Annotated in this window: 17 protein-coding genes; 10 read left to right on the forward strand and 7 right to left on the reverse strand. The window is 41.2% G+C overall.

Features of this window, described 5'->3' with window-relative positions; translation table 11 throughout:
- Nucleotide 1 precedes the first annotated feature (1 nt).
- The 5 genes from V1502_RS05290 (at nucleotide 2) to V1502_RS05310 (ending at nucleotide 7,367) form a co-directional block, all read left to right on the forward strand.
- Complete coding sequence (locus V1502_RS05290) at nucleotides 2-1,381, forward strand: NAD(FAD)-utilizing dehydrogenase (protein WP_409253332.1); 1,380 nt, start codon at nucleotides 2-4, stop codon at nucleotides 1,379-1,381.
- A 384-nt stretch (nucleotides 1,382-1,765) separates the two neighbouring features.
- Nucleotides 1,766-2,992: an exonuclease SbcCD subunit D gene (locus V1502_RS05295; protein ID WP_409253333.1), complete on the forward strand. Its 1,227-nt coding sequence runs from the start codon at nucleotides 1,766-1,768 to the stop codon at nucleotides 2,990-2,992.
- A gap of 26 nt (nucleotides 2,993-3,018) precedes the next feature.
- Complete coding sequence (locus V1502_RS05300) at nucleotides 3,019-6,003, forward strand: AAA family ATPase (RefSeq protein WP_409253334.1); 2,985 nt, start codon at nucleotides 3,019-3,021, stop codon at nucleotides 6,001-6,003.
- Between the two features lie 151 nt (nucleotides 6,004-6,154).
- Nucleotides 6,155-7,096 carry a 3'-5' exoribonuclease YhaM gene (yhaM, locus tag V1502_RS05305; protein WP_409253335.1) on the forward strand — a complete coding sequence of 314 codons (942 nt, stop codon included), beginning with the start codon at nucleotides 6,155-6,157 and terminating at the stop codon, nucleotides 7,094-7,096.
- Between the two features lie 91 nt (nucleotides 7,097-7,187).
- Entirely contained in the window at nucleotides 7,188-7,367 is a 180-nt protein-coding gene (locus tag V1502_RS05310) for a sporulation YhaL family protein (RefSeq protein WP_409253336.1), read from the forward strand.
- 48 nt (nucleotides 7,368-7,415) lie between these two features.
- Here the strand turns inward: V1502_RS05310 and V1502_RS05315 are convergent, their stop codons facing one another.
- Nucleotides 7,416-8,381 (reverse strand): peptidylprolyl isomerase, encoded by a 966-nt coding sequence (locus V1502_RS05315; RefSeq protein WP_409253337.1) that lies wholly within the window; start codon nucleotides 8,379-8,381, stop codon nucleotides 7,416-7,418.
- A 192-nt stretch (nucleotides 8,382-8,573) separates the two neighbouring features.
- On the opposite strand from V1502_RS05315, the gene V1502_RS05320 reads away from it, so the two are divergent.
- The 3 genes from V1502_RS05320 (at nucleotide 8,574) to V1502_RS05330 (ending at nucleotide 8,990) form a co-directional block, all read left to right on the forward strand.
- Nucleotides 8,574-8,660: a YjcZ family sporulation protein gene (locus tag V1502_RS05320; protein ID WP_044022975.1), complete on the forward strand. Its 87-nt coding sequence runs from the start codon at nucleotides 8,574-8,576 to the stop codon at nucleotides 8,658-8,660.
- 88 nt (nucleotides 8,661-8,748) lie between these two features.
- Complete coding sequence (locus V1502_RS05325; protein ID WP_044022974.1) at nucleotides 8,749-8,838, forward strand: YjcZ family sporulation protein; 90 nt, start codon at nucleotides 8,749-8,751, stop codon at nucleotides 8,836-8,838.
- 35 nt (nucleotides 8,839-8,873) lie between these two features.
- Complete coding sequence (locus V1502_RS05330; protein ID WP_409253338.1) at nucleotides 8,874-8,990, forward strand: YjcZ family sporulation protein; 117 nt, start codon at nucleotides 8,874-8,876, stop codon at nucleotides 8,988-8,990.
- A gap of 811 nt (nucleotides 8,991-9,801) precedes the next feature.
- Here the strand turns inward: V1502_RS05330 and V1502_RS05335 are convergent.
- Both V1502_RS05335 and V1502_RS05340 read right to left on the reverse strand, forming a co-directional pair.
- Nucleotides 9,802-9,981 (reverse strand): hypothetical protein, encoded by a 180-nt coding sequence (locus V1502_RS05335; RefSeq protein WP_113928232.1) that lies wholly within the window; start codon nucleotides 9,979-9,981, stop codon nucleotides 9,802-9,804.
- 145 nt (nucleotides 9,982-10,126) lie between these two features.
- Entirely contained in the window at nucleotides 10,127-10,675 is a 549-nt protein-coding gene (locus V1502_RS05340) for a DUF3267 domain-containing protein (protein WP_409253339.1), read from the reverse strand.
- 288 nt (nucleotides 10,676-10,963) lie between these two features.
- Here V1502_RS05340 and V1502_RS05345 point away from each other — a divergent pair, with 288 nt between their 5' ends.
- Nucleotides 10,964-11,293, forward strand: coding sequence for a DUF1878 family protein (locus V1502_RS05345; protein WP_409253340.1), 330 nt, complete (start codon nucleotides 10,964-10,966; stop codon nucleotides 11,291-11,293).
- Here V1502_RS05345 and V1502_RS05350 read toward each other — a convergent pair whose 3' ends face one another.
- A complete protein-coding gene (locus V1502_RS05350) occupies nucleotides 11,294-11,860 on the reverse strand; it encodes an HTH-type transcriptional regulator Hpr (RefSeq protein WP_409253341.1) in 567 nt (188 codons plus the stop codon).
- Between the two features lie 227 nt (nucleotides 11,861-12,087).
- Nucleotides 12,088-12,444: a YtxH domain-containing protein gene (locus tag V1502_RS05355; protein WP_409253342.1), complete on the reverse strand. Its 357-nt coding sequence runs from the start codon at nucleotides 12,442-12,444 to the stop codon at nucleotides 12,088-12,090.
- 260 nt (nucleotides 12,445-12,704) lie between these two features.
- Between V1502_RS05355 and V1502_RS05360 the strand changes: the two genes are divergently transcribed.
- Complete coding sequence (locus V1502_RS05360; RefSeq protein WP_409253343.1) at nucleotides 12,705-12,899, forward strand: hypothetical protein; 195 nt, start codon at nucleotides 12,705-12,707, stop codon at nucleotides 12,897-12,899.
- A 37-nt stretch (nucleotides 12,900-12,936) separates the two neighbouring features.
- On the opposite strand, the gene V1502_RS05365 is transcribed toward V1502_RS05360, so the two are convergent.
- Together V1502_RS05365 and V1502_RS05370 are read right to left on the reverse strand one after the other, a co-directional pair.
- Nucleotides 12,937-13,461: a tryptophan transporter gene (locus V1502_RS05365; protein WP_409253344.1), complete on the reverse strand. Its 525-nt coding sequence runs from the start codon at nucleotides 13,459-13,461 to the stop codon at nucleotides 12,937-12,939.
- 402 nt (nucleotides 13,462-13,863) lie between these two features.
- Nucleotides 13,864-14,283, reverse strand: coding sequence for an HIT family protein (locus V1502_RS05370; RefSeq protein WP_409253345.1), 420 nt, complete (start codon nucleotides 14,281-14,283; stop codon nucleotides 13,864-13,866).
- Between the last annotated feature and the right edge of the window lie 339 nt (nucleotides 14,284-14,622).

Raw genomic sequence — 14,622 nt, forward strand, 5'->3', positions numbered from 1 at the left:
GATGAAAGACGGCTTATATGACATCACGATCATAGGAGCAGGGGTGAGCGGTGTTTTCACAGCCTATCAATTAATAAAAGAAAACAAGAATTTGAATATCCATATAATTGATCTTGGCAAAAGACTGGAAGACCGTGTCTGCGGATTGGATACGGGCGGCTCCTGCACATGCGAAGGGATTTGCAGCAAATATATTGGTTTTGCGGGACTTGGAAAGTCAGAGGGGAAATTCAATTATACGAATGATTTTGGCGGCGGGCTTGGCAGGAAAGTTGGAGAAGGTCAGGCGTTGAAACTCATGAAGGAAGTGGATGATGTCCTCTGTTCATTCGGCGGTGATGCCGTCGAGACGTATACCACTGAGAACAAGGAGTTGTCAGCAAAAGCAATGCGCCATTCCTTCAGGGTCCTCTCCACTGAAGTTCGTCACCTCGGAACGAAATTGGCCAATGAGGTATTTCAGGGGATGTATGAATTTTTGATTGAGAACAGAGTCACCTTTACGTTCCAAACATTGATTGATTCTGTACAAAAAATCGAAAAAGGTTTTCTTTTAAGGTCGGACGAAAAGACCTTTCGAACGAAGGAGCTCGTATTTGCTACAGGCATGAGCGGCAGCGAGTGGCTGAAACGGCAGACTGAATCCCTCGGGCTTTCTCCTGAGGAAACAAGGCTGGACCTTGGTCTTCGGGTGGAGATGAAAGGAGATCAGCTGCAGGCAATCCTGAAAGATACCTTTGAAACCAAACTTACCTATATGGCAGAGTCCTACACCGCCACAACGTACTGCATGAATCCGAGAGGACGAATCATACGGAAGCATCAGCATGGATTTGTCATGCCTGACGGGCAGAATGCAAGGGAACGGGAAACCCCGAGTGCCAATCTCAATTTCACCTTATTTGTCCCCCGTTACTTCCGTTCGTATAGTGAGGCACAAAAGCATGCCAGTTCTGTAATTAGTAAGATTAATAAAGGATCGGACCGCATCGTTGTGCAGAGGCTTGAAGACCTTAAGCTTGATAGAAAAACAAAAGACCTCAACAAAAACACAATATTACCGTCATTGGAGGCTGACTGTGGAAATCTTACAGAAGAGGTCCCAGAACTATATACACGTGCAGTGCTCGAAATGCTATCAGCACTTGAAGGGCTTATCGGTGAAAAAATCGATGGGGATACCCTGCTGTATGGCATTGATGCCAAGTTCTACGAACCGAAGATTATCACCAGCTCATACTTCGAAACGAAAGTCCCGGACTTATTCTTGATCGGAGACTGCTCAGGAGAAACCCACTCCTTGTCACAGGCGGCAGCAAGCGGTATATGGCTGGGGAAATATCTTGCCGGGAAAATCTCTGCAGTTAAACAGCCAGTGTGATGGAGAGGGTAATCTGTCTAATCTCAGGTTGATTTTCTTCAACTACCATATTAAGAAATAGCTGTTTTCGTATAGATGTTGTTCTCGGAAAAATCCAAAGGGCCGGATTTTCCCCTTGGGTACAAGGGCTTTTCTCTCTGAAAGGGTGAATAGCTCTTTTCTTTCTTGCTGAACAAGAAAATTTCTGTGAATTCTGGCCATATCTCTTGAACTTACTATTAAAAAGCAACAAAGTATTAAAAAGAGCCTATTCAAAAGAAGCCTGGTCATCTGGGCTTCTTTTTATTTTGAAATTATGCTGCGTCCTTATTTTTTTCAATAAAATAGTCTATAATAGAAGAATAAGAGAACGTGTATTCGCATTTATGAAAGAAGGGGTACTATATGAGCGAGATTAGGTTTATACATACGGCCGATCTGCATTTGGACAGTCCTTTTAAAGGGCTGAAACACCTGCCGGAAGAACTGTTTCAGAGAGTATGGAACAGTACGTTTAAGTCTTTTGAAAGAGTAGTGGATAAGGCTATTGCGCTGAACGTTGAGTTCGTTCTCATTGCAGGTGACTTGTATGATGAGGAAGACAGAAGCATCCGTGCCCAGGCCCGCTTGAAAAAACAATTTGAGCGGCTGAATGATGAAGGAATTTCCGTATACGTCATTCACGGCAATCATGATTATCTCGGTAACTACTTGTCTCATTTGGAAATGCCTCCTAATGTTAAGGTGTTTGGCAGTGAAGTTGAGGAAATCATCCATCAGACTGATGCTGGACAAAGAGTACATTTGTACGGTTTCAGTTATGATACACGCCACGTGCTGCAAAGGAAAATTGCTGACTATCCTGTCGCTGCCAAAGATGGAGGCATCCATATCGGTCTTCTTCACGGAAGTGAGGCAGGTGAGGCATCCGCTCATGAGCCTTATGCCCCTTTCACACTAAAGGAACTGAAGGAGAAAAACTATCATTACTGGGCGTTGGGACACATTCATGTACGACAGGAATTATCTGCTTTGCCGCCAGTTGTATACCCGGGGAATATCCAGGGAAGGCACCGGAAAGAAACGGGTCCAAAGGGATGTTATGCGGTAACCATTTCAGGAGGAGAAACCAAGCTGCAGTTTATTGAAACCCAGGAGATTCTGTGGGAAAAGACATCCATTTCTTTAAAGAATTCAAATACCCTCAGCCAGGTATTTGAGTTATGCAAGCTCGAAATCGACCAATACAGAAACGAAGGGGTCACCTTTTTAGAAATAGAATTTACGGAAATACAAGGAACGGGTTCTGACATTCTTGCCAAAATTAAGAATGGAGAAATTCTTGAAGCGTTTCAGGATGGAGAGGAGCAGCAGGAGAATCCAGTCTGGGTGCATTCTATGCGCATCCTGGATACCAGTCCGCTGGCTTTTGTGGAAGGGCAGGAAACTTTCCTGAACGATATGATCCATACGATCGAGAAATGGGACGAACAGGATATGGATGAAGTCTCTTCTGACCTATTTCTGCATCCACAGGCACATCGTTATATCGATAAGCTTGATAGAAACGAACAGGAAGAAGTGAAACAGTCGGTCTTATCTATGCTGGCATCTTCATTTTCGGTTAAATGATGTAACTAACAAAGGAGGTGGAACGATTGAAGATCACTGATATACATATCTACGGATTTGGTAAACTGGAGAATTTCCGGCTGGAAAATCTTCATTCTTTTTCGCTATTCTATGGAGAGAATGAAGCAGGAAAATCAACCATCATGGCCTTCATTCATGGTGTGCTGTTTGGTTTTCCAACAAAAGTCCACTCTGAACAAAGATATGAGCCAAAGACCCATGCGAAATACGGAGGCAAACTGACGCTTACAAACAATAAAGGCCGCTCCATTACGGTTGAGCGCGTGAAGGGAAAAGCGGCTGGGGATGTGACCGTATTTTATGAGGATGGCTCCATCGGCGGAGAGGAGGAACTGAAGGAAGAATTGAACGGAATGGACAAATCGACCTTTCAAGGAATCTATTCGTTTAATATCCATGGACTCCAGGAAATCTCAAGCCTGAAAGAAGCAGAAATCAACCGGTACCTTTTCAGTTCAGGAATGACGGGCACAGATGCCATCTTCAGACTTGAAGAACACTGGCAGAAGGAGCTCGACAGATTATTCAAAAAGTCAGGAAAAAAGCCTGAGATCAATCAAAAATTAACGGAACTCAGAGACACCGAGGTAAAGTTAAAAAAAGCAAAAGAAAAGAACGAAACCTTTACCCTTTTGCTGCAAAAGAAAAATAAATCTGAGGAAGCACTGAAGGCCCTCCATAAAGAAAAAGACCAGAAAGAAGAAGATTTGAAGCTGGTTGAAGCATTGAAGAAATCCTGGCACGATTTGCATGAATATCAAGTAGTAAAAAGAAGATTACAGGAATTGCAGGGTACTGCTTCTTTTCCTGTAGAAGGCCTTCAACGATTGGATAATTGGCAAAACCAGTTAGCGCAGCAGCAATCGGCCCTGGAAGTGACCCTTTCAAGGGTGGTGGAACTGGAGAAGGCAATGGAAGAGTCAAGACCAGATGAAGACCTCACAGACCGATCTTCCCTGTTGTCCAGCCTGCTTGAGAAGCGGGAGCTATTTACAAAAAGGCAGGACCAGGCAGCAGAGTATGAACGGGAAATTGGGCAGTTAAATTTAAAAATGGGACATCTCATGCAAGAATTGAGGATTGAAGAAATAGATTCTATGCATGAAGTTCGATTGGACTTGGTCACTAAAGACCGGGTGAAAAGTATAGAAGAAGCGCTTTACAAGCTTCAATTGAAAAAAGAATCCTTGACGGAGCGAATAAAAGCTGAAGAAAACCAGTTGCAATATCTGGAGGAGCGCTGCACAGAACTGGAAGATAAGCTTCTCGAAGAATCCAAATTTCAAGAGCTGCAAAAAAACGTAAGGGACAGCAGAGAGGCGGATACGCTAAAAATTCAATATGACCTTCTCCAAGAACAAATAAGGGAAAATAAGGAGAGAAGAAACAGGAAATACATTAAGGGTAACCCCTTGTTGACCGGCTCTATTATCGCCTTGTTTACCGCCCTTTTGGTTTGGGTTCTGTCAGGGTCTTTGCTGACGGGTGTCGGCGTATTGATCGTAGTACTTGCAGTGTCATTCTTTCTTGCTTCCTCTACAAAAAATCAGGATGGCAGCCGTTATTTGAGGGAATTGGAAAACAAAGCTGAAATCCTCCATGGAAAAATTCAGGCGCAGCAAAGCAAGGATGATAGCAAGAGCCATGCTTTATTAAAAGAGCAATCTGAATTAAGAGAATCGTGGAAACAATGGATTTTAAAATTAGAAAATCATCAGCATACGATTCATAAGCTACAAGAGGAATACCGAAACCTGGAAATTCAAGAGGATAATCTTCAGGAAGAATTCAAAAGGCTGGCAAAGGAACTGAAGCTGCCGGCTGAACTGCATTGGAAGCTGCTTGGGGAAGCATTCGAGAAACTCAAGGAATTAATGACCCTTGCTGAAGAAAAGCAGAATGCTGAAGAAGCCTGCCATAAATGTTTGCAGAAACTATCAAATTACAAAAAAGAAGTAGAGGAAGCAGTCGAAGGTCTCCCTATTCCTCACTCTACTATAGAAGAGACTCTATTAAGAATAAAAGATGCTCTTGTCAAAAATGAGCGGAAGACTTTATCCTACCAGCACTTAGAGAAACAGAAGGATGATGCGGAAGAGGAACGTGGATTCATCCAAGCACGACTGAACACTATTGAGAGAGAAATTAAAGAGCTTCTGGCAGCTGCACAAGCCGGAACAGTTGAAGACTTCCGGGAAAAAGCAGCATTAGCGAATGAAAAGGATTCCTTGGAACAACAGGAGCGGATTTTGCTGAACAGCTTAGGGATGAACTTACTTAGAGCTTTTCATGAATTTAAAGATAAAGGCATCGAAATTCATGAAGCGATAAGCAGTCTGGAAGAAGAGCTCACTGATATCAAGCAGAAAATATATAAAGAGAATGAAAACCTTGCAGAGGCCGTTTATGAGATATCAGTACTCGAAGAAGGAGACTCCTATACAAGGCTGTTGTATAAGTATCAGGAACAAAAAGCAGCCCTGAATGATTTATCAAGAGAGTGGCTGAAGTACTCACTGGCACGCTCGGCTCTGAAGAGAACAATTGAAGATTATAAAAAAGAGAAGCTGCCAAAGGTCATTCAGACCGCCGACAATTACTTGGGACTGCTGACGAACGGTGTTTACAGTAAAATTCGTTCCCAGCAGGATCAAACCTTTATCATCTCTAGAAAAGACGGAATGACCTTCACTCCCGATGAGCTCAGCCAGGGTACAAAAGAGCAGGTATACATCGCCCTGAGGTTTGCATTAGTGGGGATGCTGAAGGATGTGTATTCAATGCCGGTCATTATAGACGATGGGTTTGTCAATTTTGATGAAAAGAGAACAGAAGCAGTCATGAAGTTACTGGAGCACTTGAAAGAGGATACTCAGGTCCTGTTCTTCACTTGCCACAGGCATATTCTTAAAAATGTTGAGGATGGGGAAACCATTCACCTCAATGATGTAAGAAATGAACCGTTAACAATGGCAGGGGAAATAAAGTAACTGAAGAACAAACAAGGTTTTCAGTGCTTGTTTGTACCCGCGGAACCTGACCGTTCTCATACAGCAGCCGAGTAGAAGTCCTTTCCTGTCAGTATGTGGTTGGGAGTATGGTATACTAGCAGAAACAACAGAAGTGAAAGGAGCTATTAGAATGCCAGGAATCGCACAATACGATGTCGGAGCATCAGTGGATTTATTCATGCTGATCAAGCAGACGACAAAAGGAACGACAAATACAGGTAAACCATTTTTAACTCTGATTCTTCAAGACAAAAGCGGAGATATCGAAGCAAAACTTTGGGATGCAAGCGAGCAGGACGAAATCAACTATCAGCCGGAAACAATCGTAAAGGTTTCCGGAGATGTTCAAAGCTACAGGGGAAAAAACCAGCTTAGAATCAGGCAGATCAAACCGAGTTCTTCTGCAGATGGTTTGGAATTAAGCGATTTCCTTCAAACTGCACCTTTGAGCATTGATGAAATGACCAGCAAAATCACTCAATACATTTTTGAAATGAAAAATCCGAACATCCAGAGAGTCACGCGCCACCTTTTAAAAAAATATCAAAAACCATTCTTGGAGTATCCGGCTGCAACAAAGAATCATCACGAATTTGTATCAGGATTAGCCTACCATGTCGTGTCGATGCTGGATCTGTCTAAGTCCATTGCATCTTTGTATCCATCCCTTGATACAGACCTCTTATATGCCAGTGTCATTCTCCATGACCTTGGAAAGGTGTTTGAACTATCAGGACCGACTTCAACCTCCTACACCATAGAAGGCAACCTGCTCGGACATATTTCCATCATGGTCAATGAAATCGGAAAGGCCGCTGAGGAACTCGGAATCAAAGGGGAGGAAATCATGATCCTTCAACACCTCGTCCTCTCTCACCATGGAAAAGCAGAGTGGGGAAGCCCGAAGCCGCCGATGATTAGAGAAGCGGAAATCCTTCATTACATCGATAATATCGATGCCAAAATGAATATGCTCGATAAAGTTCTGGAAAAAACAAAGCCGGGAGAATACACGGAGAGAGTGTTTGCTCTCGATAACCGTTCATTCTACAAGCCGACTTTCCATAAGTAAGGCCCTAAATGACTTTCAATTGAAAGTCATTTTTTTTATAGCCTGGCATATATTTGGAATAGTAGGACAAACAGTGGAGGGGAATCAATATATGACGTTGCCAATTTGGGTGTATTTCATTGTAGCAGGTATTTTCGTCAGTGCTTACATGGCCATGAAATCAGCGAAGGAAGATAGAGAAGTAGAAAATGAGTGGATTGAACAGGAAGGCGAAGTCTATATGAAGCGCATGGAGGAAGAGAAGGAGAAACGGCGCCAGCCATCTGCCTGAGCGGAAAATAAACAAAGGGAAGCACTCTCGTCAGTGCTTCCCTTTTCTTTATTCTTCTGTTGTTTCAGCTTCTTCATCTTCAGAAGGTGCTGGAGTTTCGCCTTCTTCAGGAACAGCAGGAGCTTCCGGAGGATTCAGGATTTGCTCAAAACTGTTTTTAAGATCTTCATCAGTAATTTTCAATCCTGCATCTTCCACTACTTCTTTCATAGCCTGCTGGATTTTTTCTGGTGTTACTTTTGATAACTTCAATGATTTTTCAAGTTCCTCTTTCATTTCATCGAAGGATTTTTTCTCTTTCTTATCAGTTACTTCGATGATATGGTAGCCATACTGTGTTTGAACCGGCTCGCTTACTTTTCCTGTCTCAAGCTTTTCAAGGGCCTCTGAGAATTCAGGCACGAAATTCTGTCTGCCTTCATAATCGACCCATCCTAAGCTTCCGCCATTTTCAGCAGAACCTGGGTCATTAGAGTATTCCTTCGCCAAATCTTCAAACTTTGCTCCATCTGCCAGCTTTTGCTTCACTTCTTTAGCTGTCTCTTCATCATCCACAAGGATGTGGCGAACCTCAATTTCAGGTTTCCAGTTATCGTAGTATTCTTGCAGCTCATCTTCGGAAACCTCAATATCAGCAGTTGCCGCTTTTTCTTGAAGCAATTGAAGCTCAAGATACTCACGGAAAGAATCTTCATTCAAGTTGTATTGAGACAAGAACATTTCAAACTGAGGTCCAAGCTGATCCTTAGCTTCGTTAAGCTTTTCATCAACCTCTTCTTCAGTCACTTCATATTTATCGCCAAGAACTTTTTTAAGTACTAGTTCCTGCAGAGCTTGTTCCATTTGAGGAGTGAATTTTTCTTTCATGGATGTATAAAGTTCTTCTTTTGTAATATCTCCTGCTTTGGTTTCAGCCACAATTTCGCTGCTGTCGCCATTGTCTTCTGCATTGTTACATGCGGAAAGGCCGATTACACCTGCGGCTAAAGACATTGTCAAAATCCATTTCTTCATAGGTATAACATCTCCTAAATGTTTATATTGTCAATAAGGTTTGTCTGAAAACTACAAATCATACTATATCATAAACTCAATAGGAAAATAAACATTTTAATGGATTGTTTTCTAAAAATTGGGCGAATATAACACCCACTTCAGTTCTTTATACATAAGATATCTTGACTAGAGAAAAGGAGGTAATCAAAAATGGGCTACGGATACCAATCTGGATTTGCGCTGATCGTGGTGCTGTTCATTTTACTAATTATCGTAGGTGCAGCTTACATCTGCTAAGTTTTTCTCAGGAAGTATGTAATACGCCTAAACAAAAAAGCAGGAATTGAATAGGATAAAGTAACGCTTCTAAAGGAGGTGGAAAGTTATGGGTGGCTCATACGGATATGGCGGAGGATTCGCGTTAATCGTAGTATTGTTCATCTTGTTAATCATCGTAGGTGCAGCTTGGCTATAATTAAACCTCAGGCAGCATAAGGCATTCATTGCCTTATGCTCCATTTAAGAAAGGAGGAAGCGTATATGTCTGGTTACGGTTATGGTGGAGGATTTGCGTTAATCGTAGTATTGTTCATTTTGTTGATTATCATCGGTGCAGCTTGGGTTTAAAACCAAGCTGAATATATACAAAGCACGGACTGTTCAAAGGGGCAGTCCGTTTTTTGTTGGAAGCAGGGGGAGGGCAAAGGAAAGGTTGAATATGATTATTTAGTGCTGGATGTGGATAAGAGATCAGGAAAGGAGGCGTGGGGATGCGGGGAAGGCGCTTGTGGACGGGATATACATATATACGCACGGCATATACAACCATACACACAGGTTATAAAGCGCTGTGCACGGGAAATAGATGATATGCACTAATTAATACATTTCTATTCGGGCTTTTTGGAATCACGGACTAAGATCTTCAATCTTGATACATATCTAAAGCATTACTTTCAAGCTCTTGTACTTTGTTCCACCATCTTAGTACATATCTTATCGGGTTATCCTTCACTTATGTACAAAGACCTTCAATCCACGTGCATATCTATAGCATTTCTCTATTCAGTACCGCTCGCTAGCTCCTCGTGTCACTAGACAAAAAACAGCAGAGGTCAAAGTTCAGACCTCCACTGTTTTTTGCCATAGCGCATGTCGGAGCTGAAAGAGCCGGCTCCACTTTTAAAGTTGTCCAGCTCCGCCTCCTTGCCCCTCGAGTCGCTGCACAAAAAGGAAGGAAGCCCAAGTGCAGGCTTCCTTCCTTTTTCGCGTCAGCGCTTGTCGGGCCTGAGCAAGCGCCTTCCGCTTTTCTCTATCCAGTTCCGCCGGCTAGCTCCTCGTGTCACTAGACAAAAAACAGCAGAGGTCAAAGTTCAGACCTCCACTGTTTTTTGCCATAGCGCATGTCGGAGCTGAAAGAGCCGGCTCCACTTTTAAGTTAAGCATACAATATTTCTATGTATGAGGATATTAAGAGAATGGTAATGAGTATGTTGATGGTCCTGAAGACTTTTGGCTGTCTTTCTTCAGGTATTTCTTTTTGCAGGCAAAGTGAGTTTGTCATTTGGTTGATAAAATAAAGGATAAATACTGAAAAAATGATGAAAATGGAGATCATTTTATCCCCTCCCTATATTTCCTATATGCTATACGATACCAAAATATCCTTTAAATTGGTAGAACGAAGTCCTGAAAATGAGAAAGAGGCATTTATAGATAGGTCTCCAGCCGATGACTTTTTTGAATTCATCAACACTGAATATCTATATACTGCCTCTTTGCAGATTTAAAATTTCGTATCCATCTTCATTTTCTTCAATCATCGCATCTCTTGGGGAGTAGAGCAAACATTTAGCATACAAGAAATCAATGGTACATATTCCAGTATGGTACGCCGTCAGGATGGTAAAGTAATGCGAGTAGTGAGGCATCAGAACGCAACCGGCAAGCAGCGCTGTGTTAATTGAGAAAAACGGAAACACGAGAGCCAGGATAAACCGGTTTTTTGATATGGGCTCACCCACACGAAAAGAAACGATTGGAATAAAGAAAAGGTGACGCGTCACTTTATATTTCATTTTATTAAAATAGGACAATATCGGCACAATATGCAATAGTTTATGCAATGGGTAGATCATCAGCATTCCTGCCAAGAATAAATAAAAATGAGTATCATACAGATCCTCAGAGAGTATGAGATTGACAGGTACATAGATGATAGTGAACACCATCATCATCACAAGACCCGATATGAGCATAACACGGCTGTGACCGAATTGTTTTTCTAGATTGATTGTTTTCCAGCAATGCATAATAAAATCGCCTCCATCAGACGACAAGTTTGATTTGATCTTTCGCTTTCATACTTTACGATGTCTGAGGGAAAAAATCAATAGCAAAATTAACATTAAATTGTAAAAAAATTATTCAAATAATTTATTCATTAGTACGGGGCTGGAAAAAGGCTTTTGAAACTGGACCATAGCAAGAATGCACATCATTTGGTATGATTTAACTGAGTATTTTCAGTCGATATTTTTGCAGAATAGGGTTCGCCCGATGATGTGAAATAAAGGAATAGAGTAAAGAAGGTGTACAGGATGGATGAAATAAAGAAGAGAATTGAAAAACTTGAATTTCAACAAAGATTGTTACTGGAAATGATACCAGCAGCGGGGTATGACTTTTACAGATTGATCATCAGAAAAGGACTATCTGAAGATGAGGTCAATGATTTCTATAAGTTGTGTGAAAAACTGAACAAGCATTCACAAGAACAAAAAGCGGAAGGATTTGTGTTTTTTGCTCCGCTTTTTAAGGAGTTCACTGAAAAACTGGACGTTCGATTGTCACCTCGAGAAGTGATAGATGCATGTATCGCTCAAAGGTTATATCCCTATTTGATGGAACAGCTAAAACGAAATCTGTAATCAGCTCTCATCTTCTGTTACTTTTAAAATCTTTCCATCCTCTTCAGTAAATTCCGCTTCTATATTATGGAAGGACTTTTCGAAAATCTCCATAAAGTCATTTCCATAGATATTCTTTACAACGGCCATCATTTCAATCATATCAGGGAAACGGCCATATAATTCCCTCAGGGGTGTGACCCCCTTAAAGATTGAATGTTTTTCAGGCTTGTAATTCCGCATCAACTCAAGTAAAACGCTTTCACCTTTTTCCGTGAGTTGGATATACGTATTGCGTTTGTCGTTTTCCCTCTTAGAAAAACAAAGCAATTCTCTTTCCTCTAATTTTTTTGAAAAATTAAAAGCAGTGGACACGTGCATGACCCCGAATTTGGCCACATCTGAGATCGAAGCCCCTTTCAGATGATAGGAAATCCACAGAATATGGTGTTCATTTATGTTAAGATCATAGGGTTTAATCCATTGCTGCCAATCTTTTTCAATCGCTTTCCATAAAGCTTTGCTCAGTTGGGCCATTCTTTGGCTGAACAACATCGCTTCCTTCATAGAAAAATCTCTTTCTTCCATCCGATTCACCCACTTTGTAAAAGTTGATTAATTAACCGTGTCTAGTTTCAACTAACCTTTGAGTTTATAACTCTCTCTTTTATTATGCCAATAAAATAAAAATTAATAAAGGTTTAAATTTACTAAATTTTTAGAAAGGTGATTTTTTCATTATAAACAGTAGGTTTTTAAGTTATGTAAGCGATTAAAAAAGGTTCGGCAAGTTTCAACTGCCGAACCATTAAAAATTATTGTTTGCTGACTGTTCGTTCCATATTTTCAGCCAGTTGTTCTATTGCGCTAATATCATCCTTGATATGCTGGATGTTGGGCTCTGTATTTCCCTGCCAGGCTTGGATGGAGTGCTGCATGTCATCTTTTAGCAGAGTAATGGTTTGTTTCCCTTCCGTTGAAAGCCGGGAAACAGCGTCTTTGACTTCCACAGCGTTTGTTTTGATTTCATTAAAGACAGCTTTCCACTCATCTTTATTTTTCTCGATTTGCCCTTTCAGTTCTTTACCGGACTGCGGGGCGGAAAGAAGTGTTGCCAATGCACCGATTGCACTTCCTGCCAATATTCCATAAGTAATGGATTTTATCTTCATTCATATCTCCCCCAAATCATATTCCTAAGTTATACTTCGACATTTATCCTGTATATCCTTTTTACCCTTTTTGGCAAGTCACTAATCAACTTTTCTCATAACCCCATAATATGGGCATAAACATTAATAGAGGGTTGTGTTTTCGTAGAAATATTTTAGGAAGGTCTGGTGCCGGTTTGTAAAAAAGCATCGGACGTAAGTAAATAGAGGGAAAGCAGCAATAGCGTGAGTAAGCCTTTTTATGGGGAGGGGTGGAGGAAGTGGATGGCATTATATTTGGATTCTTTGCGCTGAGTGCAATATTGTTTTTTGGAATGATCCACTATTTTATGGCTACTCAAAAATCCGGGATGTATCCGCCAAAGAATATATTGAAGAGAAGAGCAGGCGTGCTGGGATCTGGGGGCATTATTGCCTTACTTCTAGGCATATTATTATGGCTTGCGGCCAAGTAAAAAAGGAACCTGAAAGAGGTTCCTTTTTTGTGTAGCTTTATGAAGATATCGTTTGAGCGAAGCTTGTTCGCTTTAATATTGAAGTAACTAATGGAAATACAACAAACATTGCTCCGGCGTTGACAAGCGCTGCAGGCAATACAACTGCAGCAAACAATCCAAGGAATGCTCCTGGAAGGCCTACGATCAAGTAAGCGGAAGTCAGGAAGATAACCCCTGATACCATTGTACCGATGGCTGTCAGTGTAACTGTTCCTGCAATGGAAGCAGAATATTTCTTAATTCCAAGGACAAGTAGGTAAAAGACAAAAGCAGTTAAAGGCTTGTCGATCAAGTTTGGAACAAACCCGCCTGGAAACTGAGTCGTCAGTCCAGAAATAATTCCCGTTGTAATTCCAAGCAATAAAACATTTTTCTTATTCGGAAATAACAAAATGCCAAGAAACATCATCGTCAGCATCATGTCCGGCTTCATTCCAAGGAAAACCCCAGGGATGACAGCGTGCAATACAGCACCGATCCCTATAAGCAGTGATAGTGCCACCAAAGTCTTTGTATTCATTTCTCATCTCTCCTCATCTAATCTTTTCTCATCTTTGCTTCTCCTGACGTGCACTCATTGCCATCAGCGAAAAGTTAAAATCAGTATATCATAGGATGAAATCTTTTAAAAGATATTAGTTTGAATTTTTCAATAAGCGTTCGGACATCTGGAATTTAGAGGTTAGCTTTTTGGTTGAAGGCGTGGGGGTACTGGACTAAATTCTGAGTCCGAAGATAAAAAACTTGGACAACCAATCCGGAGAGTGGTCCAAGTTTTAAGGTCGATGAGGAAACCACGAACCAGCTATATGGCAGCACAAAATAACCAGCAACAACACCTGCTTGTAAAAACTGTAAAAAACAAAAACTCCCCAGCGAGGAGGAGTTTTCACTCTGTTGTGTAATAGTAAAGATAAGTTAGTTAGAGATGCTTGCTGATTCCGTCGGCAATTTCTTTTAATTCTTCTTTGGTGTATTGGTCGGTATGAGTCTTCCAGACAGCACCAAATCCATCGCCTTGTCCATAACGCGGAATGATGTGCAGGTGGAAGTGAAATACTGACTGACCGGCATCTTCACCATTATTATTCAGGAGGTTCAATCCGATTGGGTTATATTCCGCTTTGATGGCGTTTGCGATTTTTGGTACAGCTGCAAAGATGTTGGAGGCGATTTCTTCTGTAAGCTCATAAACATTTTCTTTATGTACTTTCGGGATCACCAAGGTATGTCCTTTGGTTACCTGGCTGATGTCAAGGAAAGCAAGAACATGGTCGTCCTCATACACTTTTGATGAAGGGATTTCGCCGTCGATAATTTTGCAAAAAATACAGTCACTCATTAGTATCCCGCCTTTCAATGTTTTTTTGATTTTATCATAAAAAGTGAAATTATGGAAAGAACAAAGAAGGGGCCGGCAGAAAGGTAATAGCGATATCACCCTTTGCCAGCCCCATTTGAAGGGGGAATACATTAAAGGTTCATTTGTGGAACGTCTGAATGCTCTGCGATAAACACCTCATTTTGCATGAATTTGCAAGATCAGTGATTAATCGAATTTTGTGTTGACTGACTCTGGTTCAAAGCGACCATCCCCTTATCTTATAGCTTTTTTAATGCTCTAAGAATTCAATGATAGTCCGTGTTCTTTGATAAACACCTCATTTTTAAAGTTTGTTAA

This window comes from Rossellomorea sedimentorum, assembly GCF_046237645.1.
GTDB classification, from domain to species: domain Bacteria; phylum Bacillota; class Bacilli; order Bacillales; family Bacillaceae_B; genus Rossellomorea; species Rossellomorea sedimentorum.

Bases quoted from the DNA above. Each gene is read 5' to 3' on its own strand.
- V1502_RS05290 (WP_409253332.1), top strand. From the start codon at position 2: ATGAAAGACGGCTTATATGACATCACGATCATAGGAGCAGGGGTGAGC.
- V1502_RS05295 (WP_409253333.1), top strand. From the start codon at position 1,766: ATGAGCGAGATTAGGTTTATACATACGGCCGATCTGCATTTGGACAGT.
- yhaM (WP_409253335.1), top strand. From the start codon at position 6,155: ATGCCAGGAATCGCACAATACGATGTCGGAGCATCAGTGGATTTATTC.
- V1502_RS05310 (WP_409253336.1), top strand. From the start codon at position 7,188: ATGACGTTGCCAATTTGGGTGTATTTCATTGTAGCAGGTATTTTCGTC.
- V1502_RS05315 (WP_409253337.1), bottom strand. From the start codon at position 8,381: ATGAAGAAATGGATTTTGACAATGTCTTTAGCCGCAGGTGTAATCGGC.
- V1502_RS05320 (WP_044022975.1), top strand. From the start codon at position 8,574: ATGGGCTACGGATACCAATCTGGATTTGCGCTGATCGTGGTGCTGTTC.
- V1502_RS05325 (WP_044022974.1), top strand. From the start codon at position 8,749: ATGGGTGGCTCATACGGATATGGCGGAGGATTCGCGTTAATCGTAGTA.
- V1502_RS05330 (WP_409253338.1), top strand. From the start codon at position 8,874: ATGCTCCATTTAAGAAAGGAGGAAGCGTATATGTCTGGTTACGGTTAT.
- V1502_RS05335 (WP_113928232.1), bottom strand. From the start codon at position 9,981: ATGATCTCCATTTTCATCATTTTTTCAGTATTTATCCTTTATTTTATC.
- V1502_RS05340 (WP_409253339.1), bottom strand. From the start codon at position 10,675: ATGCATTGCTGGAAAACAATCAATCTAGAAAAACAATTCGGTCACAGC.
- V1502_RS05345 (WP_409253340.1), top strand. From the start codon at position 10,964: ATGGATGAAATAAAGAAGAGAATTGAAAAACTTGAATTTCAACAAAGA.
- V1502_RS05350 (WP_409253341.1), bottom strand. From the start codon at position 11,860: ATGGAAGAAAGAGATTTTTCTATGAAGGAAGCGATGTTGTTCAGCCAA.
- V1502_RS05355 (WP_409253342.1), bottom strand. From the start codon at position 12,444: ATGAAGATAAAATCCATTACTTATGGAATATTGGCAGGAAGTGCAATC.
- V1502_RS05365 (WP_409253344.1), bottom strand. From the start codon at position 13,461: ATGAATACAAAGACTTTGGTGGCACTATCACTGCTTATAGGGATCGGT.
- V1502_RS05370 (WP_409253345.1), bottom strand. From the start codon at position 14,283: ATGAGTGACTGTATTTTTTGCAAAATTATCGACGGCGAAATCCCTTCA.